This is a genomic window from Neobacillus niacini (assembly GCF_019749295.1).
GTDB lineage: Bacteria > Bacillota > Bacilli > Bacillales > Cytobacillaceae > Neobacillus > Neobacillus niacini_D.
Genome location: NZ_JACWFG010000010.1, coordinates 1 through 21553 on the forward strand (window position 1 = coordinate 1; position 21553 = coordinate 21553).

Annotated in this window: 25 protein-coding genes and 1 pseudogene; 4 read left to right on the forward strand and 22 right to left on the reverse strand. The window is 36.9% G+C overall.

Features of this window, described 5'->3' with window-relative positions:
• Nucleotides 1–404: 404 nt before the first annotated feature.
• Nucleotides 405–1193, forward strand: coding sequence for an HAD family hydrolase (locus H0184_RS13555; protein ID WP_221826092.1), 789 nt, complete (start codon nucleotides 405–407; stop codon nucleotides 1191–1193).
• A 137-nt stretch (nucleotides 1194–1330) separates the two neighbouring features.
• Here H0184_RS13555 and H0184_RS13560 read toward each other — a convergent pair whose 3' ends face one another.
• The 6 genes from H0184_RS13560 to H0184_RS13585 all read right to left on the reverse strand — a co-directional run bounded on the left by H0184_RS13560 (nucleotide 1331) and on the right by H0184_RS13585 (nucleotide 5011).
• Complete coding sequence (locus H0184_RS13560) at nucleotides 1331–1663, reverse strand: hypothetical protein (protein WP_221826094.1); 333 nt, start codon at nucleotides 1661–1663, stop codon at nucleotides 1331–1333.
• Nucleotides 1664–1766: 103 nt separating this feature from the next.
• On the reverse strand, nucleotides 1767–2066 hold the full coding sequence (locus H0184_RS13565) for a hypothetical protein (protein ID WP_221826096.1): 300 nt from the start codon (nucleotides 2064–2066) through the stop codon (nucleotides 1767–1769).
• A gap of 147 nt (nucleotides 2067–2213) precedes the next feature.
• The gene (locus H0184_RS13570; RefSeq protein WP_221826097.1) at nucleotides 2214–3125 is read right to left on the reverse strand and encodes a nucleoside hydrolase; all 912 of its coding nucleotides are present in this window, start codon (nucleotides 3123–3125) and stop codon (nucleotides 2214–2216) included.
• A gap of 15 nt (nucleotides 3126–3140) precedes the next feature.
• Nucleotides 3141–4046 carry a ribokinase gene (rbsK, locus tag H0184_RS13575; protein WP_221826098.1) on the reverse strand — a complete coding sequence of 302 codons (906 nt, stop codon included), beginning with the start codon at nucleotides 4044–4046 and terminating at the stop codon, nucleotides 3141–3143.
• A 103-nt stretch (nucleotides 4047–4149) separates the two neighbouring features.
• Nucleotides 4150–4536: a hypothetical protein gene (locus H0184_RS13580; RefSeq protein ID WP_221826101.1), complete on the reverse strand. Its 387-nt coding sequence runs from the start codon at nucleotides 4534–4536 to the stop codon at nucleotides 4150–4152.
• 46 nt (nucleotides 4537–4582) lie between these two features.
• The gene (locus H0184_RS13585; RefSeq protein ID WP_221826103.1) at nucleotides 4583–5011 is read right to left on the reverse strand and encodes a hypothetical protein; all 429 of its coding nucleotides are present in this window, start codon (nucleotides 5009–5011) and stop codon (nucleotides 4583–4585) included.
• A gap of 209 nt (nucleotides 5012–5220) precedes the next feature.
• On the opposite strand from H0184_RS13585, the gene H0184_RS13590 reads away from it, so the two are divergent.
• Nucleotides 5221–6000 carry an ABC transporter ATP-binding protein gene (locus H0184_RS13590; RefSeq protein ID WP_221826105.1) on the forward strand — a complete coding sequence of 260 codons (780 nt, stop codon included), beginning with the start codon at nucleotides 5221–5223 and terminating at the stop codon, nucleotides 5998–6000.
• Nucleotides 6001–6002: 2 nt separating this feature from the next.
• Entirely contained in the window at nucleotides 6003–7646 is a 1644-nt protein-coding gene (locus H0184_RS13595) for a hypothetical protein (protein WP_221826107.1), read from the forward strand.
• Between the two features lie 177 nt (nucleotides 7647–7823).
• Here the strand turns inward: H0184_RS13595 and H0184_RS13600 are convergent, their stop codons facing one another.
• The 8 genes from H0184_RS13600 to H0184_RS13635 form a co-directional block, all read right to left on the reverse strand.
• Nucleotides 7824–8621 carry a CPBP family intramembrane glutamic endopeptidase gene (locus tag H0184_RS13600; protein WP_221826109.1) on the reverse strand — a complete coding sequence of 266 codons (798 nt, stop codon included), beginning with the start codon at nucleotides 8619–8621 and terminating at the stop codon, nucleotides 7824–7826.
• Nucleotides 8622–8841: 220 nt separating this feature from the next.
• Complete coding sequence (ssuE, locus tag H0184_RS13605; protein ID WP_221826111.1) at nucleotides 8842–9366, reverse strand: NADPH-dependent FMN reductase; 525 nt, start codon at nucleotides 9364–9366, stop codon at nucleotides 8842–8844.
• A 15-nt stretch (nucleotides 9367–9381) separates the two neighbouring features.
• Nucleotides 9382–10728, reverse strand: coding sequence for an LLM class flavin-dependent oxidoreductase (locus H0184_RS13610; RefSeq protein WP_221826113.1), 1347 nt, complete (start codon nucleotides 10726–10728; stop codon nucleotides 9382–9384).
• A gap of 55 nt (nucleotides 10729–10783) precedes the next feature.
• On the reverse strand, nucleotides 10784–11800 hold the full coding sequence (locus H0184_RS13615) for an ABC transporter substrate-binding protein (RefSeq protein WP_221826118.1): 1017 nt from the start codon (nucleotides 11798–11800) through the stop codon (nucleotides 10784–10786).
• A gap of 33 nt (nucleotides 11801–11833) precedes the next feature.
• The gene (locus H0184_RS13620; protein WP_221826120.1) at nucleotides 11834–12643 is read right to left on the reverse strand and encodes an ABC transporter permease; all 810 of its coding nucleotides are present in this window, start codon (nucleotides 12641–12643) and stop codon (nucleotides 11834–11836) included.
• Nucleotides 12644–12682: 39 nt separating this feature from the next.
• Nucleotides 12683–13495, reverse strand: coding sequence for an ABC transporter ATP-binding protein (locus tag H0184_RS13625; protein ID WP_221826122.1), 813 nt, complete (start codon nucleotides 13493–13495; stop codon nucleotides 12683–12685).
• Nucleotides 13496–13844: 349 nt separating this feature from the next.
• On the reverse strand, nucleotides 13845–15044 hold the full coding sequence (locus H0184_RS13630; protein ID WP_221826124.1) for a DUF2812 domain-containing protein: 1200 nt from the start codon (nucleotides 15042–15044) through the stop codon (nucleotides 13845–13847).
• Nucleotides 15037–15357 (reverse strand): PadR family transcriptional regulator, encoded by a 321-nt coding sequence (locus H0184_RS13635; RefSeq protein WP_221826126.1) that lies wholly within the window; start codon nucleotides 15355–15357, stop codon nucleotides 15037–15039. The genes H0184_RS13630 and H0184_RS13635 overlap by 8 nt, the downstream gene beginning before the upstream one ends.
• Nucleotides 15358–15472: 115 nt before the next feature.
• Here H0184_RS13635 and lspA point away from each other — a divergent pair, with 115 nt between their 5' ends.
• Complete coding sequence (gene lspA / locus H0184_RS13640; RefSeq protein WP_313771763.1) at nucleotides 15473–15967, forward strand: signal peptidase II; 495 nt, start codon at nucleotides 15473–15475, stop codon at nucleotides 15965–15967.
• Between the two features lie 27 nt (nucleotides 15968–15994).
• Here lspA and H0184_RS13645 read toward each other — a convergent pair whose 3' ends face one another.
• The 8 genes and pseudogenes from H0184_RS13645 to H0184_RS13680 form a co-directional block, all read right to left on the reverse strand.
• Nucleotides 15995–16444, reverse strand: a complete 450-nt coding sequence (locus H0184_RS13645; RefSeq protein WP_221826130.1) for an ArsI/CadI family heavy metal resistance metalloenzyme — start codon at nucleotides 16442–16444, stop codon at nucleotides 15995–15997.
• 94 nt (nucleotides 16445–16538) lie between these two features.
• Complete coding sequence (locus H0184_RS13650; protein WP_221826133.1) at nucleotides 16539–16715, reverse strand: hypothetical protein; 177 nt, start codon at nucleotides 16713–16715, stop codon at nucleotides 16539–16541.
• Nucleotides 16716–16791: 76 nt separating this feature from the next.
• Nucleotides 16792–17115, reverse strand: a complete 324-nt coding sequence (locus tag H0184_RS13655) for an ArsR/SmtB family transcription factor (protein WP_313771764.1) — start codon at nucleotides 17113–17115, stop codon at nucleotides 16792–16794.
• Nucleotides 17116–17312: 197 nt separating this feature from the next.
• Nucleotides 17313–17732: an arsenate reductase (thioredoxin) gene (gene arsC / locus H0184_RS13660; protein ID WP_221826135.1), complete on the reverse strand. Its 420-nt coding sequence runs from the start codon at nucleotides 17730–17732 to the stop codon at nucleotides 17313–17315.
• A gap of 33 nt (nucleotides 17733–17765) precedes the next feature.
• Nucleotides 17766–19061 (reverse strand): arsenic transporter, encoded by a 1296-nt coding sequence (locus H0184_RS13665; protein WP_221826136.1) that lies wholly within the window; start codon nucleotides 19059–19061, stop codon nucleotides 17766–17768.
• A gap of 15 nt (nucleotides 19062–19076) precedes the next feature.
• On the reverse strand, nucleotides 19077–19430 hold the full coding sequence (locus H0184_RS13670) for an ArsR/SmtB family transcription factor (protein ID WP_221826138.1): 354 nt from the start codon (nucleotides 19428–19430) through the stop codon (nucleotides 19077–19079).
• A gap of 249 nt (nucleotides 19431–19679) precedes the next feature.
• Complete coding sequence (locus H0184_RS13675; RefSeq protein WP_221826140.1) at nucleotides 19680–20177, reverse strand: arsinothricin resistance N-acetyltransferase ArsN1 family A; 498 nt, start codon at nucleotides 20175–20177, stop codon at nucleotides 19680–19682.
• Nucleotides 20178–20209: 32 nt separating this feature from the next.
• Nucleotides 20210–21474: pseudogene (locus H0184_RS13680) on the reverse strand (mechanosensitive ion channel family protein).
• Nucleotides 21475–21553 lie beyond the last annotated feature (79 nt).

Here is a 21553-nt window from a genome sequence, read left to right on the forward strand (position 1 = left end):
CATATCAGCGGAGATATTCCGCTTAACTGCTTTAGATAAAACTAATTACAAGGATTTAGATACAATAAGCGGAGAAACTCCGCCTATTTTTAAGGAAATATGGGATTTCCCAATTTAAACGGAAATTCTCCGGTTATTTTCCAAACACAGCGAAATCAACATTTAGTTTTAACAGAGCCTTATATTTAAAAAGTATTTTACGGCCGTTATTTTGTGTAATTTAGTATAAAAATATACCAATTCATATAGAACTATCCCGAACTTTTAATTAAACAAGAAAAGAGATACCATTATTCTTGCAGATCTGCTTACCCATAAACTTCACTTAATCTATACACTGAGTTTACTAGACCTTAATATTTAGGTGATATGATTGGTTTACAACGAATGAGGAGGCAGGTTAAATGAATATTCGTGCAATTTTCATTGATATGGATGGTACGTTACTAAAATCCTCAAATTTCATTTCCCAGCGAAATATGGAAGCTATTAATAGACTCATTAATCAGGGAGTTAAGGTTTTTCTAGCCACTGGCCGACACTATGAAGTAACCGCTCCCTACCATAAAGAAATTGGATTGCATACTCCGATGATTTGTCTGAATGGCGCTGCCATTCACGATGCAGAGACAGGAAGAGGTATGCAAATGAAAACAGTTAGATTGAACGAAAAACGCCTTCACCAACTAACCGCTGAAAGTCATTGTAATGTTATTATCCATACAGCAAATGGACTTTATTGTAAGGAAATAAATGAAGAAATCGATTATTGGACAAAAATTGGGGAAGTACCACCACGATATGTGGGTGATTTAAGACAGGCAAATTATCAAGATGTTCTTAAATATAGTGTTCGAACAGGTGCACCAAGTCCGAATGTTTCTGCTTTGTTTAAAAAGGAAGCAGAAGTCATTGATTGGAATGACGGTTTTGAGCTGCTTGCTCCTAATGTTTCCAAATGGGCTGCCATAAAGAGCTTACTTAACGAATATAGAATTAGTCCAAATGATGTCGCAGCCATTGGAGATGGACCCAATGATATAGAAATGCTTCGTCATGTCGGCATTGGTGTAGCAATGGGGAATGCTAGTGAGAAGGTAAAAGCGGCAGCTAATTTTGTTACAGGACATCACGAAAATGATGGTTTAGCCGAATTCATAGAACGTTATCTTCTTCACTCATATGCGATTTAGAGTTTTTTTTGACTTTTATTCATAAAAAATGACAGGTGTGAATCCATACCTGTCATTTTTGGTTCTTGCCTTTCGGTTTAAATGAAGTAAATTCTCTGCCTAGGCTGACCTTGTTAGAAAAATATGATTATCCCATATCACCCAGGGACATCCTTATTTCCTGTTCTGATACGATAAACAATTAAAGTAATTGCATTTAATATAATGGTAACGATGATAAGAACTGCTGCAACAAACGCCATAGTGCCTGCTGTGTCCATTAGAGCGGACCAATCCTCTCTCTCTACCAAATGCTTAGTATAGAAGATCTGGAAACATAATGAAAGTGTACAAGCACTAATGCTTAAGATGGAAAGAACAGCCCATTTCATTCTTTGGTCATGCTTTTTATACCGCATTAGATTAACAACTGGAAGAATCCAAGCTACTAGTCCAAGTACGAGGCTGCAAAGATTTAGCAAACCAACCATATTAAATCCCCTTTATATTAAATGTTTCTCCTTTATTTCAACATTCCTCTAACTTCAATCTGTTTTACCGTAAGTCCACAACATTTCCTACAAACTCCATCTTTCAATCAAAGCGTTCTGTATCTATTCCATCCAAAATATCCTCTAATTCTGTAAGAAAGTTTAGTTGTACAGGATCAGGAATTTGCTTCATCCACTTTTTTATCTCGGGTAACTCCTCCGCTTCTTCTAGATTTGCTGGCTTTGGATCAAGAGTTGTCCACCATTTCTTCAATTCATCAATAAATTCATAAAAGTAGCGTTCAAATCTCTCTGCCCATTCTGCCCCATCATCACCTGAAGTCTTCTGCATCATACTCCAGGCTTCCATCGCTGTTTCGAAGTACTCATCAATTAAGTTCATATATAACTCCTTTCTGCATACTGTTAAATCGTTTATTCTCTCATTTTAACAGTAGAAAGGGTAATTCTGTAATTTTTTACTCTTTTCAAACAAAAAAACACATAAAATAGGGTGTCTTAAAATGAATATACTCCAGATCCCAACCTACTAAAAAAGCCGGTTAAGAAAATGGTTTAAAAAGGTCTCTGCTTCTACTTGAGTACAGACTTGAATTTTCGTCTCTCCTTCAGCGTATGCTACCGTTCTCCCTGTCTCTTCTCCCTCTAAGATCACTTTCACATTCCATTTTTCTCTTTTAACGAAACCAGGGTCTATCACAACTCCTACTGCAAGAGGGTCATGCAGGGCACAGCCGCCAATACCCGGGTGAAACGTTTCATATGCCTGCATATAAAAACTGGTCATATCTGCAAAAAAATGGCCCACATCCGTACCCAAGGCTCGCCAATCAGCTAATTTTGAATTGGGCAATAGTGTTTGCATCGTGACATCAAGACCTACAATCGTTACGGGTAATCCTGATGAGAACACACAATCCGCCGCTTCAGGATCAGTTATTACATTTGCTTCACTATATGGAGTGACATTCCCTCTTACAAAAACGGCGCCACCCATGATGACTACCTCTTTTACCAACGAGGCTATTTCGGGTTCTTTTTGAACTGCGAGCGCTAGATTGGTAAGTGGCCCGACTGCAATAATCGTAATCTCGTGTGGACGCTTTTTCACTTCACTAATGATATAATCTACAGCACCTACAGATTCTGCTTCCATAACAGGATCTTTTTCTGCTTTGTTACCCAGACTATCTTCGCCATGAACATGTGTAGGGAATTTTTTAGCCGGCCGGCTTAGTGGTTTATCCGCTCCTATATATACAGGAACACTTCTTTCTAGCTGTTCCAAAATCAGTAATGTATTGCGGGTCGTATAATCAATAGGGCCATTACCAAAGCATGTTGTTAGACCAATGACCTCTAACTCTGGAGAATTTAGAGCATAGGCAATCGCCAAAGCATCATCAATCCCCGTATCCACATCCAATATAACTGGCTTCATCAAGACTCACTCCATTTAAGATCTTTTATGTAATTGCAAAAACTCTTCGACTTCCTTTTTGGTTGGCATTCCAGTTTGCGCCCCTAGCTTTGTAACGGAAATGGCCCCAACCACATTAGCAAACCGGCAGGACTCTACAATTCCAAGCCCTTCACATAATGCATAAGCTAATGCGCCATTAAATGAATCACCTGCACCTGTAGTATCCACAGCCTCCACTTGGACACTTGGAATTTCCACCTTTTTTCCATTCTTATAAATAACAACGCCTTTGGAACCTTTTGTTACAATACACTTTTTCTTTAACTCTGCTAAATCTTGTTCTGTCCCCTCTACGGAAGCAAACAGCAGTTCCTGCTCATGTTCATTCGGTGTAACAAAATCCACCATCTCTAGTAAATTCTTGGGAAGCTTTTGAATTGGAGCCGGATTTAATATCGTTAGAACCCCATGCTTTTTCGCAAGTTCTATGGCTCTAATTACACTTTCAAGGGGTATCTCTAATTGCAATAAAAGAATACTGCTGGCTCTGATTATGTCTTCATGTTTTTCGATAATCTCCGGAGTGATAGAGTTATTTGCACCAGGAACAACAATAATACTGTTGTCAGCTGCAGATAATATAATAGAAGCAATTCCAGAAGATACATCATTAACTTCTATTATATTTTTTGTATTGATTCCTTGATGTGTTAAGTGATCCACAAGTGTTCTGCCAAAGGAATCATCCCCTACAGCACCAATCATGGTTACATCACCACCAAGACGGGCAGCGGCCACAGCTTGATTAGCCCCCTTTCCGCCTGGAATGGAATGAAAGGATTGACCTAACACAGTTTCTCCAACTTTTGGTATTTGAGTAGTACTTGTCACTAAATCCATATTAATACTGCCAATTACGGTTATTTTCCTTCCGTCCATATCTCCACTACCCTTTACTTTATTCGAAACTCACTACTACTAAAATTTCCTAATCAAGATTATTTATGATAAAAACGTATGTAAAATATCTTACTGTCTCCCATTATTTATTGAAAATATTATACTGCTGTCGAATAAAATCTTTTAAAATTCCAATACTTTCTTTTGAATTAATTACTTCAAATGGGATAAATACCTCATGTTTCTTTAGTGCAAAACTTCTCATTTGTTTGATATCAAAATTTAAAAGTTCCTGAACTTCTTTCTGAATCATTTTTCCTTTATTAGACTCTAGATTGCCTGGATCAACATGTAGTATTAAACAATTGTAGCGCTTTTCTCCATATAAGGTAGCGAACTTGGTCTTTCTTCCATTAAAACTGATGGGTTTATAGCCTAATGTTAAGCTCTTGGATGCAAGGGTAAATTCCATCGGACCTAAACTATTTATATATTTATGCAGCTCACTAAATACTTGTAATTCGTTCATTACGGTTCTCCTAGCATCATATTATAGTCATTCCTCTAACATTGTCCTATCGTTCCGAATGTATTAAGTGTCTCATTTGATTGGTAAGTTTAATAGATGTTGAGTACGTTTCACCTTCCCCAACCATATACATTAGCGTACTCTTTTCGTCTTCGTTCCCTAACCATAAATGGATCGCGTGTGTAGGAAATCCCCCCTCATATTCGACCATTACATCATAATCTGGTTTCGCAGTAGTCACATCTGACTTCTGTTTGACTGCCGTTTTTATCGCTTTCTCAAATACTTTAATAGATTTTCTATCGTTAATGGAAAGGAAGATATCTTGATTCATATCACCAACACCTCCTGATTTAGATATGTTGATTTCCTTAACCTTCTCATCTAAAAGCACCATCATGTTTTCTTGGTCACTTTGGCAGCCCGCAATAATAGATAAACCCAATAGTAAAAGCAATGAATAAAAAACTTTCATTAATTCACTCCTAATAATATTTTTCTACTAAATAAAGGGGATTGCCCTTATATAAAACGTTTTCAAAAAGGACTTAACAATTATAATAAATAGTTTTAAATAAAACAGCAAATTACTCAAACATAGTTAATAGATTAATTAAATTTTTATATGTTACACTATAGAAAAAGGATTATTGTGGAAAATATTCCAGAAATGAGGATTAAAAGATGAAAGAAGTCATCCTTACCATAAAGGATTTAAGAAAAAATTACGGCCCAAAGGGTGTCTTAAATGGTGTGTCTCTTCAAGTGAGAAGAGGTGAAGTCATTGGTTATATTGGTCCAAACGGAGCAGGAAAAAGCACCACTGTTAAAATCATGCTTGGAATTGAAGATGACTATTCTGGTGAGATTAAAATCTTCGGTCATGATATTTCAGATGGTAATATAGAATATAAACGTAAAATTGGTTATGTACCGGAGATTGCCGAAGTATACGACAATTTAACCGGTCAAGAATATTTAACCTTTGTTGGCGAATTATATGGTCTTGAATCTGATCTTGCAGACTATAAGGCTAAAAGTTTAATGGAACTATTTGGTGTAGGAGAAGTCTATCACTCTCGTATTGCATCTTATTCAAAAGGAATGCGTCAAAAGCTGTTAATTATCTCAAGCTTATTACATAATCCAGAACTTTTGTTTTTTGATGAGCCCATCAATGGTCTGGATGCAAACAGTGTGATGATTTTCAAAGAAATTATGACTCAACTTGCAGCACAGGGAAAAACCATTTTCTACTCTTCACACCTTATGGATGTGGTCGAAAAAATAAGCAGCCGCATTATTCTCCTGCATGATGGAAAAATCGCTGCAGACGGTACCTTTGAAGAGTTAAAACAGCAAAATACTAAAGGCTCACTTGAACAGATATTCAACCAGTTGACAGGGTTTAGTGAACATAGAGAAATTGGAACAAGATTTGTTTCGATTGTAGAGGAGATGTGAGAATGCAGGACTATCGCACTCTGAAACTATTGGATAAGTTCGAGAATCTATTCTGCCGTTTTGGAATAGATTACAAGATCATGAGAAACATTTTACAAGTAAAGTTAACAATGGACGGACGACGTGTGCCAACCATTTTTTCACAAAATGCGAAAAAGAAAGATCAGGAAACAAATAATCAATATATTAAGTCATTATGGATCTACGTGTTATTCGGTCTGTTTATGATTCCCTTTGTCCTTATGGGTGATAATTATCTGTTTCAAATGAGTCTCTTTTATGGGATTTTTACCTTTTTTAGCATGACATCTATGATCTCTGATTTTTCTTCTGTTTTACTAGACATCCGTGATCGGAACATATTGTTTCCTAAGCCGGTTGATAAAAGAACCATTAGCATGGCGAAAATGGTGCATGTCCTTATTTATTTGTCGTTCCTTACCATTGCACTGGCCGGTATTCCTTTGATTGTTGCACTTATCAAACATGGATTCTTGTTTTTCCTTACTACAGTACTTTCTATTATTCTAATTGACCTGCTTATTGTAGTGTTAACCGCGCTTATTTATTTGTTTGTATTACGCTTTTTTGATGGAGAAAAATTAAAAGATATCATTAACTATGTCCAAATACTATTATCACTTGGAATTATGGTTGGGTATCAACTACTGGTTCGCTCGTTTGAGTTTATTGACTTGAGCATTTCACTTGAACACCAGTGGTGGCAAGTATTTATCTTTCCGATGTGGTATGGCGCAATGATGGAAGTAATTATGAATAGTAACGCGCAGTTGTTTCATCTTTTATTCACACTATTAGGGATTCTTATGCCTCTTTTATCCATATGGATTTATATAAAGCTCAATCCCGTTTTCGAGCAAAACCTTCAAAAACTTTCATACTACGGAAAGGCAAAAGAAAAGAGACGCGGTAAGTTTGGCCCATTTCTCCTGCGAATTATTTGTCGAACAGATGAGGAGAGAGCCTTCTTCCGTTTTGCAGGTTCCATGATGAAAAATGAACGAGATTTTAAATTAAAGGTCTATCCATCGTTGGGATTTTCAGCCGTGATTCCGCTAATCTTTATCATGAATGGATTTAATACTAATTTGGATCAGCTATCCACCAGCAAATCGTTCTTAACGGTATACTTCAGCTTAATCATCATCCCAACCATATTGGTGCTTTTGAAGTTCTCCGGTAAGTATAAGGGTGCGTGGATATACAGAGTTGCACCTATAAAACAGCTAAAACCGATGTTTAGTGGTACGATAAAGGCATTTATTTACAAATTGTATTTGCCAGTTTACCTGTTTATTAGTATTATATTTATTGCCCTATTTGGTGTAAGAATTCTTCCGGACCTGTTCGTCGTATTTTTAAACGCCTGTACATTTGCTGTGATTTGTTTTATGGTCCTGAAAAAATTCATTCCTTTTTCAGCATCTTTTGATGATTACAATCAAAATAGCAACGTTGCGATCTTTATTGGATTGATGCTGTTTGTTGCATTATTTGCTGGCATTCATTATGCGGCCACTTTAATCTCCTTTGGAATTTACATATATTTAGTGATTGCTATTCTATGTCTGGGGACACTTTGGAAGCTGGCTTTTAATATATCGTGGGATAAAATTGAAGGATAAGTGGTAAACCAGGAAAATTCTATTAATACCGCGGCTGTAAACCAATTCCAAAGACATTTTTCCATTATCTAAAATCAATAGATACGGTTGCCTAACTCAAAGCAGGCAACCGTATTTTTATGATGAATCAAATCATATAAATTCGCCTCAATACCACTACACTATTTACCTGATTTCCTACTTTGGTTTTCTCCAATACCAAACAGTATTAACTAGGAGAAAGAGAGCCATAACGACTGCCAGTATTATTAACCCAAGTTCGGACATATTCTCTAACGCAGCCAGCCAGCCAACTTTTTTCATACTGAACAGACTCACGTTAAAGGCAACACCGATAATAATAACGGACCAAATTGAGGAAGTACGGACATAAATATATCCATAAACAAGTCCTAAAGCAACTCCCAATAGCTGCATCCATATTCCGCCTGGCGCCTGTATTACTGCAATAATTATGGAGATCCCTAAAATTGGCCAAAAAACCGGTACATTTTTTCTTGCTTCATTAAACATGATGCCAATAAAGACGATTAATTCAAGGGCCGTGGTTATTACTGAGGAAACAATTAAAGTAGTAAACGAAACAGAGTTATAATAGCTTTCGGTAAAATCATTAAGAGAAGTTATGTTGTAAGAGAGTAATAATTTCATTATAGCAGCATTCAGAAGAGTAAACGCCAAGCCGATGATAATCATGTGTATCAAACTGCCCAAGCTAATCTTCGAGAACCCAAAAATCCTCCAAAAACTTTCAGGTGTTTGTTTAAGTACTCTGTATTTGATTTTAAACACAAATGCGGAAAGTCCAATGGTTGCTGCTAACACAAGAAACATCTGGACTGCAATGTTCTCGCCCGTTCCGAATTGTCCCCAACCTAAAATCGGGTTAACAACAATATTGTAGATGAGGATGACCACAATCATTACTGCCAAATACAGCAAGTAATTTCCTATCATGGATAAATAATTTTTCAAAAAATCTCCCCCTTAGTAGAAAACCTTATCTATCTGTTTTATGATTATTCCTCAATAAAAAACCTTATTCCATCTGTATATAATTCTAGCTAAAATGCCTTTTTTAACATTTACTGCCGAATTTCGTTTTACATGCCTCGCTCACAATAGCAAAAAAGGACTGTCGCTATTGCGACAGCCCTTTTTGAGCATACTTCCCATAACGAGATCCTAGTTCAATTTATTTTCTCGTGAGTAGGTGTTGCAATTCTGTAGTTAACCGTTTTTCCGCTTCCTCCTCGATTTTGAAACCATCTGTTTCTGAGCGTTCAATTTGTTTATCGATAATATAAACCGTGTTTAGAATTTCGGTTGCACCAAGTACGGATAGAACCGGCTTTAATGCATATTCAATCGCTAATAGATGATAAGCAGAGCCCCCCACTGCCAAAGGTACAATGATTTTTCCCTCCAATGCTTTTTGAGGCAGTAAGTCTAAATAGGTTTTTAAAATACCTGTATAAGATGCTTTATAAATAGGTGTTAAAATGACCACTATTTCTGCATTTTCCACTTGTTGATTTACTAGTTTAATATTCTCACTGTTAAAGTTTGCTGCAATTAAGTCCTCTGGCGGGAGTTCATGCACGTAAATAGTTTCAAATGCGATTACTGCATTGTCAAAAAATCCTTCCACCCTTTGTTGTATGGCTGTTAATCGCGAGTTCCTAGTATTGCCTCCATTAATTATTACGGCTTTTTTCATTTATTTTCTCTCCTTTTATAGCCTTACTGGATGTGACGTATGAAAGGCTGGGTTTATAGGCTTTGAAAGCCCTAGGTTACCTCGCAGTGTATCGCTCTCATACTCCGTTCGGAATAAGCCCCGCCGCTGTAATTCTGGAATCACAAGTTCAACAATATCATTAAAACCATCAGGGAAAGTAGGCGGCATAATGTTAAAGCCGTCTGCTCCTTCGTTTAAAAACCACTCTTCTAATTGATTTACAATCTGTGTAGGAGTTCCAACGATTTCTCGGTGACCACGAGCCCCCGCAATACGTTCATAAATTTCTCGTAATGTCTGTAAGTTTTCCCGTTTAGCAATATCACGAATGATGTTAGAACGAATGAGAGGATTGGTTTTATCCTCAATTCCACTAAACTCTGGCAAAGGACCATCCACATCATACCCGGTCAAATCAATATTTGTGAAATTTGATAGATAAGCTAAACCTACTTCAGGTGAAATATAGCTATTTAACAATCGCTGCTTATCACGAGCCTCTTCCTCTGTTTTTGCCACTGTTATGAAAACACCAGGCATAATTTTTAAATCCTCCGGCTTACGCCCATATTTCGATAGACGTCCCTTAACATCACGGTAAAAAGCCTGTGCCTCTTCTAGTGTTTGCCAAGCGGTAAAAATAACTTCTGCCGTTTTCGCTGCCAGTTCCTTTCCGGCTTCCGAGGAACCTGCTTGCACGATTACCGGATGTCCTTGCGGGGTCGATGGAGCATCCAGCGTTCCTTTCACCTTAAACCAATTTCCCTCATGATTGACAGAATGTACCTTCTCCAAATCTAATAATTTTCCTTTTTCTCTATCTATTACAATCGCTTCCTCATCAATCGAAAACAATAGCTTTTTAACCACATCCACAAATTCCTCTGCACGTTCATATCGGGAAGCATGAGGTAAATGTTTTTCTTTTCCAAATAGAAGTGATTCACCACCATTTGCTGATGTCACAACATTCCACGCAGCCCTGCCCTTTGACAGATGATCTATCGCTGCAAACTTACGTGCTACATGGAAGGGTTCATTATAGGTTGTTGTCAATGTAGCCGTTAAACCGATATTTTTCGTAACGGCAGCCAGTGCGGAAATAATGACAATAGGGTCTAGCTTCAACATGGCTGAATGTCCGCCTTCAGATAGCTGCTGGCCAAATACATCCGCAAAAAATACCATATCAAATTTAGCACGCTCAGCTGTTTGGGCTAATTCCGTTAAAAAATCCAAATCTAAAACACGGTTTGCCCCGGAAGTAGGATAACGCCAGCTTGCTACGTGATGCCCCGGTAAATGGAAAAATGCTCCTAATTTCATTTGTTTCGTTTTCATAATTCAAATCACTCCTATTTTTCCTATTTGTTTAGTCGGATTTGGTCATAATAAATTATTGAACAAATGGATTATATTCATTTGTATATAAATCCTCTGCCTTCACTTGGCCTTCTTTTAGTTCACCATTTTTCACAAGCCACTTTATCCAGACGTCATATTCAGATGGTGTTATAACACCGCCTTTTTCAGCAATTCCTGTACTCTTCCAATACTTTAAATTATCTTTTGTTTCCTTGCGCCCCCGTTTATCGATAATATCTTCAAATCTTGCAATCACTTCCTCCCTAGGTGTGGTTTGTGCCCAATCTATTGCCTTTGCAACTCCTTCAACCACTTGCTTTACAGTCTTCGGGTTTTCCTTGATATATTGTTCTGAAAAAAACAAATCACCTGCTGTAAACTCTGAGCCGAACACTTCAATATCCGTAAATAATTCTACTATTCCACCTCGTTCTAAAGCCCTATCTCTTGCAATACTTGAAGTACCGCCAAGTACAACCGCATCTAGCTGATTATTTCGCAGCGCCTGTTCTCCATTTGACATCGGTATCGTTACGAGAGTCACTTGTTCAATTTCTTTTTCCGTTAAACCGCCCTGCCGCAAATAGTCTTTAACTGCAAATTCAGCATGAGCCCCTAAAATATTTACACCAATTTTTTTACCAATTAAATCTTTAGCAGATTTTATGGGACTACCCTTCAGCACATAGCCGCCCATGTACGTATTTTCATCACTTCCATAATACCCTACAACTGATTTTAGCTTTACATTTTCAGCATACGACTTAATAATCGCCCCATTAAATGCTGCACCAAAATCAATTTGCTTTGTCGCTGTTAATTGGATACTTTCTGGCCCGCCTGTGCTATCGCCAATATACTCTAACTTCAAGTCCCCTAAATATCCTAAATCCTCTGCCAGTTCGGGGAAACTTACAACACCCGGAGAACCTTGGTATTGTAGAACCTTATCTTCTTCTCCATTAGCAGCTGATTTATTGCTTGAGCAACCAGATAAAATAATATTTAAAACAACCGCTATTAAAATAGGTATGACTAATTTTTTCATTTCGTTTCTCCTTTTCTATTAATATTACTAACTTCAGCCATTTACTTGCTGCTTCCATTTTGAAAATTTACGTTCAAGTAACATTAACACTTGATTGATTAGTAAGCCCAGCAAAGCAATCGTTAATATACCGGCATACATTTCGGGGATTTGAAAGTTGTATTGTGAATACGTAATTAAATAGCCTAAACCCTCTTTTGCCCCTACCATTTCTGCTGCAATTAAAACTAAAATTGCCGCCGTACCTGCCATACGAATTCCAGTAAAAATCATTGGCACAGATGCAGGTAATATCACTTTGAGAAAAAGCTTAAATGATGAAATATTCATGGAACGTGCCGATTTTATTAGTAAGGGATCCACACTTCCTACTGCTGCAATGGTATTCAAAAGGATTGGCCATGTGCAGGCAAAAAGTACGATGGCGATTTTGGATGTTTCACCAATCCCCATCAGCAGCATAAACACTGGCAATAAGGCTAGTGCTGCTGTATTTCGAAACAACTCTAACACTGGGTTTAATAATTCTCTCGCCAGCTGATACCAGCCAATCACTAGTCCTAATGGGATGGTAATGATTACTGCTAGTGCAAAGCCAGTAAAGGATCGGGTAATACTCGCAATAAAATGTGCGAAAAGCTCACCTGTTATGATTAAGTTCCACCAAGAAATTAATACACTAGAGAAAGTTGGAAAGAATGCTTGGTCAACTAAGCCAATTCTAGGTGCTATTTCCCAAATTAAAAACAAGGTAACTAATACAATGGACTGCTTAAAAATCTTTCCCAGTCTTGATAACACAAAAAGTTTTGGTTTACGTGACTGAATGGCGGTTGGAATCATTTTTATCGTTTCGATTTGAAAGAACCCCTCTCTTTTGGTTTAAATGTTCATTCCTTGGTATTCGGCTTCATGCAAGGAATTCCAAACTTGATGACGTAATTTCCCAAATTCAGGATGAGAACGAATATCTGCATCTTCTAATCTTGATTTTAGCGGGATATCTATAATCTCCTTGACCATGCCAGGACCTGGTGTTAAAACGACTACTCGCTCTCCCAAATAAACCGCCTCATCGATCCCGTGAGTGATAAAGATAATCGTCTTTTTGGTTTTCTCCCAAATGCGCAGCAGTTCACTTTGCAGAGATTCCCTTGTTTGTGCATCTAGTGCCGCAAAAGGTTCATCCATTAGTAATACATCTGGATTAAATGCTAGACTTCTAGCAATCGCTACACGTTGTTTCATTCCGCCTGAGAGTTCATGCGGATAACGGTCTCCAAAATTACTCAGTCCCACTAAAGATAGGTAATAGTTACCTTGCTCCTTCCATTCATCTTTCGGTATACCCTTTGCTTCTAGTCCAAATTCTATATTGCCGCGAGCCGTCTTCCATGGAAACAGAGCATACTGCTGGAAAACAATACCACGGTCGAGACCCGGACCCGTTATTCTTTTACCATCTATTAAGATGTGTCCGCTTGAAGGTGTTGTCAGCCCGCCTAGTAGGTCAAGTAACGTTGATTTCCCACAACCGCTTGGTCCTACTAAAGTGATAAACTCTCCTTCTTTTACGGTAAAATCAATCTCCTTTACTGCTGTAAAATCTTTTGTTGCCCCCTTTTGTCCCGAATCTCGAACCGGAAAAATTTTTGTTACCTGCTCAAACCTAATTTTTTCTTTAGCTGCTGGCATTTACTTCACTCCATTTCATGATTATTAAACCAATTAATGCTTTCACACCCCCATCATGAGCAATCCTTTATCCTATTTAATAAAAAAAGGCTCAAAGGCCAACGACTTAGCGTTGGTCCTCTGAGCCTCTGGTTTACCAGTCGGACAGGATTCACTTATTGTTTTGACTTGCACGGAAAACTAAATTGACAGCTTTAATTCCGATTAAGTTTATTGGATTACTTTTTTAACATCATAGTATGGTTTCTTTGAAAAATCAACAACTTTTTGAAAACTTTTACAATAGAGGTCTAAAATGGTTATTTTGAATTATTTCTATTTCACTACTTATCTATGAAATATTTATTATTTATTTTGAAATTATCTTAATCTTCTCTTCTATATTTTCTATTACTGAATCTAGATCTGCATAGCCATGATAACGAACAAGAATGACGTTTTTTCCTTCTGATGCCAATACTTCTTTCAGTTCCTCTTCCTCATGAACAATTAAATGATCAAATTTTGGATGCTTTATTGTTACAAAATCTTCTACACTATATTCATAATTATATCTTTTAATTAAATCAGAAATTAGATTATCCGCCATACCTGGTATACTAAGCTGATACACTCTTGTATGGATACTTGGTGTGTATTCGCTACTCCCATACTCCCACATTTTTCCGGGTACCACCCCGTTTTCATCTGTTTCATATTGAACTGGTGCTAACGGACTCCATTCATACGTATACCGGTTTCCCCAATCAACATTATCACCCATATAGGTAGATTCTCCTCGAACCAAAGCAGGATTCTTCTCTATATCCGCTAATCTGACAATCGGTAAGGCAGGACTTGCTTCCGGCAATGTTTTTGTATCAGCTTTTACAAGTTGTACGAAGGGAAGCACTGCCGTTAATCCCACCACAACTGTACAAAAGAATGCAAGAATCGAATTTCTTATGTGGTGCTTCTTCCAAGGTGCATGATGATTAATCTGTTTTCCTTCAATAAGATCTTTTCGCAAAGCACGAATGGAGATGGATGCTTGTAGTGTAGTATAAGCCGTAAATCCGATGAAAATGGTTAATATCGTTTGTTGAATAGCCAGACCTTGAACTAAAACGAAGGTAGGTGTTCCATCAAGGAACCAAATACTAAACAACATTCCGAACATTAAGAGTATTGACACCATAACGATACCTGCGTTCCTTGCTAACTTTTTGTCCAGGTCCTTTAATGTATACGATTGTTCAGCAGGGTCTGTATGAAGCTCTGGCGCATTACGCTCTTCGGGTGATGAAAATACGTGAAAAAATTGATAGCTTGTTACATAATCCCATCCACTTTCGGCATACATCTGGATTTGTTCTGCCGTAATCTTCTTTTTAATACATACATCGATTCTGTACCTAATTTTTTTCGGTTCATCCTTAACAAACCGGGCAAATTGTACTCCCATCTTTTTTAGATGGAACCCCTTTGCGGCCATGTCTGCAAACCAGTTTTCATGTTCGCCGATTCTCCAATAATCACTAGGTCGAAGTTTGTAAACTATTTTATTCATTCTCATCACCTGTCTCTAAAATGCTGCCGTCTTGTATCATGGCTTTTAATCGACTAAACTCCATGCGTAAAGCTCGTTCCCCTTCAAGTGTAATTTGGTATGTCTTCCTTCTTCCATCATCTTCAGCCAATGAAATCAGTCCATCTTTTTGCATCCGGGAGAGTACCCCGTACAGTGTCCCCGGTCCCATTATTAATCTGCCATTCGAAACTTCTGTAATTGCTTGCATAAGCTGGTAACCATGGTTTGGATGCATTAATGCCAGCAGAACATAGTACATTGCTTCAGTCATCGGTCCCCCGTTATATGCCATTTCTTACATCCCTTCTATCGTTCCACAGATATTATGTTATACGATATATCGTATAACATAATATTACTTCCTAGAAGACCGATTGTAAATAAAGGCTTCATAGTAGAATAGAAAAGTGCTTTCAATTATACTGACCATTAAGATCATTTCCAAAAAGAAAGAAGGACCATTTATGCTGTTTTATGTAATTACAATCTTCGTTATTTTAATGGACCAGCTTTCTAAATATTTAATTCGAATCTATTTTGACATCAATGAGGAATTTACCTGGTTGGGAATAGAACTCACACATATTGAAAATAGCGGGATGGCAGGAGGATTATTTCCTGGCCATGCACGGCTCTTCGGACTAGGGGCTGTATTGTTTGTGATAGGTGTTTTATATATTCGCAGAACCGGAGAAATGAACGGCGCACTAATTGATAGTAGTTTTGGATTCCTTGTTGGAGGAGGAATTGGAAATGGCATAGATCGGCTTTTGTTTGGTCAGGTAACAGATTTTATCATTCGCTCTGGTGGTGTTCTAAACTTGGCCGACCATGCTATTGAAATAGGAGTCATATTGCTTATTATTTACGTAGTCGTTAGTTGGATTAAAAATAAGCTCTAGGATTGGAGAGCAAATGCTCTCCCGATTTTATGAACAACATGAGGAGGAGGTTTTGACTTCTACTTTTGCTGGCTTAGCTGCACTGCATGTTGATTCAGTTTTCATAGTCTCTGCATCGCCCTTTGTATAGAAGAACTCCCACTCATTTCCGTCAGGATCTGTTACCCAGAATTTATCTTGAGTGGCATAGCAGCAGGTAACGTCCATTTCCTCACGTGCAAAAAAACCTAATTTTTCTAAGCGGTTTTTATGCTGGATAACTTCTTCTTGATTTTCAAGCTGAAAGCCAAAGTGGCCAACTTGATTTCCTGATACCTGTTTTTTAAGATTCAATGTAAAATTAAGAGCTGGGTCATCAAGCAAAAACTTTGCATAATCTGTTTTTACTTTTACTGGTTCCGCGTTAAAAACCTTTTTGTAAAATTCAATTGATTTGTCTACATCAGTAACATTTACTCCTACATGCATTTTCATCATTGTTCCCTCCAAATACATTTTTAAGTTTCTTAGCAACAAGACCTTTAAATACGAAGTTAATTTTAAAGACTTGAAATTCCGAAAGATTTAAACACTAGGCACATAAACATTGGCAGCAGGGGCTAACAGAATTTGCGTTTTGAAGAGGTATTTTTTCTGACTTTCTCTCCTTCACAGGACTAACAAAATACTTCCATGCATCTTTCGAAGTCCTTTCCGTTTCTTCCTGCCGTAATTTCATCATTTGAAATACTGAATACTCATTAAACATAAATAATTCCTCCTATTAATCTAATTGTACTAATGATTAAATCAAAAAAATTTGATTTAATGAATAAAAAAATTTATCAACAGGTTGGTTTGAAGACACAGCATAGTTCATGCGATAATAAATGATTTAGTTCCTCTTGATTCAATTCGTAATAACTCCAGGTTCCTCGTGTTTCTTTTGTTATGATATTAGCATCTAATAATATCTTTAAATGATATGAGAGCTTTGATTGAGCCATATCAACCATTGGTGCAAGATCGCATACACACATAGCACCTCTTTGAGTCAAAATATTCATAATCTGCAGTCTCTTTTTATCAGCGATTGCTTTAAATTTCACCTCATACTTTTCAAAGAATGTATCCATGGAAATATCTTGTAATTGAATTTCTTCCTTCATCAATTCCACCTACTTAATCAAATAATCTTGATGTATTAATAATATATCCAATATTTTCTTTAGTCAATTACTTTTATCAAATAAAATTGATTTAAGTAAAGAGCCTAAATTCTTTACGTTAACCATATGTAATAATTACTTATATAAATAATAAAGATTTAGCCAAGAGTCAAAAACTCCTGGCTATTATTTCATTCTTACTCACCAGTGTCAGCAAAACGTTTAATACGATCTCCGATTTCATCACGGACACGTTGGAAAAATGCCCATTTTTCTTCATCTGTTCCTTGCGCTTTAGCTGGGTCATCAAACCCCCAATGAACTCGTTTAACACTTGGTGCTGTGATTGGACACTTATCAGCAGCGTCTCCACATAAAGTCACAACTAAATCAGCTTTGTTTAAATACTCAGGGTCGATAATATCAGAAGTATGAGTGGAAATATCCATTCCTGCTTCTTTCATCGCTTCTACTGCATTCGGGTTTAATCCATGAGCTTCAATACCTGCACTTCGAACTTCCCACTCATCACCTAGATGTTTCTTTGCCCAGCCTTCCGCCATTTGACTGCGGCATGAGTTACCTTTACATAAAAAATATAGTCTTTTTTTTGTCATGATGAATTCTCCTTTTTATGTTTGAAATATTATTTAAATGAATAACAACCATATATAGAGACCAACTAAGGTAATGAACAAAGTCGGTATGGTTAATAAGATACCTGTTTTAAAATAAGTTCCCCAAGTAATCCTAACTCCTTTTTGGGATAGCACATGTAACCATAATAAAGTTGCTAGAGAACCGATAGGGGTTATTTTAGGACCTAAATCAGAGCCAATCACATTTGCGTAGATAAGTGCTTCTCTAATTACACCAGTTGTATTGGTATCTGCAATGGCTAAAGCATCTATCATCACAGTTGGCATATTATTCATAATGGAAGATAGAATAGCGGCTATAAAACCCATTCCAATTGTTGCTGCAAATAACCCTTGATCTGCTGTTACCTGGATAAGGTCGGCTAAGACGTTGGTTAACCCTACGTTTCGTAAGCCATAAACCACCACATACATTCCAATTGAGAAAAATACAATCGCCCATGGTGCTCCTTTAATGACCTTTTTTGTTTCCACTGCATGACTTCTTCTTCCCATAAACAAGAAGAATATAGCCACGATTCCAGCAATAATGGATACTGGAATATTTAGAAATTCACTTATAAAATAACCTGCTAATAAAATGGCGAGAACTACCCATGACAAACGAAACATCTTTTGATCTCTAATAGCTTCCACAGGTTTCTTTAAATGACCTAAATCATATTTCTTAGGTATGTTCCTTCTAAAATAGATATATAAGACTAAAATACTCGCCACTAATGAAAATAAATTTGGAACAAACATTCTTGAGGCGAACTCTGCAAATCCGATTCCAAAAAAGTCAGCAGATACTATATTTACAAGATTACTTACAACAAGTGGTAATGAAGTAGTATCCGCTATAAAACCACTAGCAATAATGAACGGGAATATCATTTTTTCTTCAAATTTTAAATTTCGTACCATGGCTAAGACGATTGGTGTAAGGATAAGTGCTGCCCCATCATTTGCGAAAAATGCTGCCACCAGAGCACCAAGAATGCTCACATAAACAAACATTTTTATTCCGTTCCCTTTAGCTGCTCTTGCCATGTGGAGCGCTGACCATTCAAAGAACCCAATTTCATCTAATATCAAGGAAATAATGATGATAGCAATAAATGAAAAGGTCGCATTCCATACAATTTTGGTTACTTCTAGAACATCTTGGAAGTCAACTACTCCTACAATTAATGCCAGAATTGCCCCCCCACAGGCGGACCAGCCAATGGATAAATTTCTAGGCTGCCAAATAACCAGAATAAGCGTAATTAAAAAAATCAATGATGCGAGAACCGTAGAAACCAATGTTGAAACCCCCAATTATTCACATGAAATTCGTAAACCCTGCTCTTCTAATTCTTTTAACCTAAAATCCTGACTTGGAAGATGTAATAATAAATCTTCAATCAATGGAAAATATTCACTGTCTCTATTTAAAGAATAGATGATCCATTGCCCTCTTCTTGTTTCCCTCACCAACCCAGCATCTTTTAACTTACGAACATGCTGGCTGATAGCTGGCTGACTAGTTTTAAATATCTCTACAAATTCACAGACGCAAGCATCGTGGTTATCAAGAATCTTTATCATTGTTAACCGTGTCTTATCCCCTAGTAACTTTAAAATATTGGCAGCACGCTCTAATTCAACTGCTTTTTTGCCCGTTTTTGACATATTTACCCTCCTTAATATATAAGTAAATAATAATATCCTTATAAAGAGATTAAATGAAACATTTTATTTATCTTTTGCAGGGTTGTCTCTTTTATGCAAGGTACCCCTGACGATACTAACTTCCCTTATCCCTATACATATAACTATTCGCTTATATAATAATTTACTTATAAATAAATTTCAAGTACCCGAACGTAAAGTTAATGTAAAAAAAGATTGATAACGTTGTTATCAATCGAAAATGAGAGTCTATAATAGTTTCTCCATTGCCATCACATCGACAAATTCACCATCAAGAATTCCTTGATTTTTAAATACTCCAACTTCTCGAAAACCCATTCTTTTATATAATCCCTGGCCAAGCTGATTAAACGGGAACGTGAATAGCAGCATTTTATGAAATCCATTTTTTCTGGCTATGGTTTCAAGTTCAACCAAAAGCATCTTACCAATTCCATTTCCTCTGAATTCCCTTGATATGTAAACGGAAAGGTCAGCAACTCCATCATAGGCACTTCGATTATTGTATTGATTTAAAGAAGCCCAGCCAACTACTTGTTCTTTATATTCAGCCACAATTACCTTGTAGCGTCCATTATGCTTTTTAAACCAATCCTCCATATAGACATAATCTTTTATTTCTGTTTCTAATGTGGCGATTTTATCCTCGATTCCTTGATTGTAAATATTTTGTATGGATTTTATGTCTTTTTCACTTGATTCTCTTATGAAATACTCATCTAACATTTCCTCCACTCCCCCTTATTATTAGGTATTTCTTATAAGGATTCTCTTCTCCTTACATTCCCTTCAATATCCCCCATCATATTTTTAAAGTCATTCCCAGATGGATTCTGGAATAAGTGAAGTCCAAATTCCGGTGCGCCGCAAATAAGTGGTCAAAGATATCGGATTGTATGGTTTCATATACATCCCAGCGAATATCATTTGTAAATGCATAAATCTCTAGTGGTAACCCATTTTCAGTTGGTGCCAATTGTCTTACGAGTAATGTCATTTCCTTACTAATGCCAGGGTGATGCCGAAGATATTGGTTAATGTACGCTCTAAAAACTCCGATATTGGTTAGAGCACGGCCATTCACAGGATTATTCCGATTAATTTCATTCTTGGCATTGTATTCAGCAATTTCATGTTCCTTAGTAGTGATGTATTCGGAAAGAAATTGGATTGTTTTGAATTTCTCTATCATTTCTTCAGTGCAAAACGTAATACTGTTCGTATCGATAAATAAGGATCGTTTAATCCGACGTCCACCCGAAACTTGCATCCCTCTCCAGTTTTTAAAAGAGTCCGATATAAGAGCATAACTTGGAATCGTCGTAATCGTTTTATCAAAATTCTGTACTTTTACTGTATTTAAAGAGATGTCAATAATATCTCCATCTGCTTCATATTTAGGCATTTCAATCCAGTCACCCACGCGCACCATATCATTGGCCGCTAATTGGATACCAGCTACAAGACCTAGGAGCGAATCTTTAAATACGAGCAGAAGAACAGCTGACAGCGCACCAATTCCACTGAGAAGAATAAAAGGACTCTCCCCCATCAAATTAGCGATAATGATGATTCCTCCAAGAACGAATACAATAATTTGAACTACCTGAATATATCCTTTTATGGGTTTAATCTTGGAGATTTCAAAGGTTAAATAAATATCATTAAAAGCATTTAAAAAGCTATAAATAACCATTAATCCAACAACAATTATATAGGTAATCGCCCCTTTTTCTATCAGATGTTGATAGTCAGGGAAGGTAGATGAAAAGTAATAAATAATAATGGCCGGAACGATGTGGGATAACCTGTGAAAAACCTTTCTCTCCAAGAGCATATTATCCCAGTTGAATTTGTTATTATTAATAATATGAGTAAGGACCCTCAGCACGACCTTCTTCGTAATAAAATTCGCAGCTATACAGAGAATCCCTATAAAAAGAATCATAATAAAAACGGCAAGATAATCAGTAAGAACAGGGTCTACCCCATAATCTAGCAGTCGATTACGGATTAGCTTCATATTTTTCCTCCCCCTTTAGATTTCCTAGTTTGTTCGTATATGTAGGTACAATACCTCAATCACTCATTCTACTAATAGT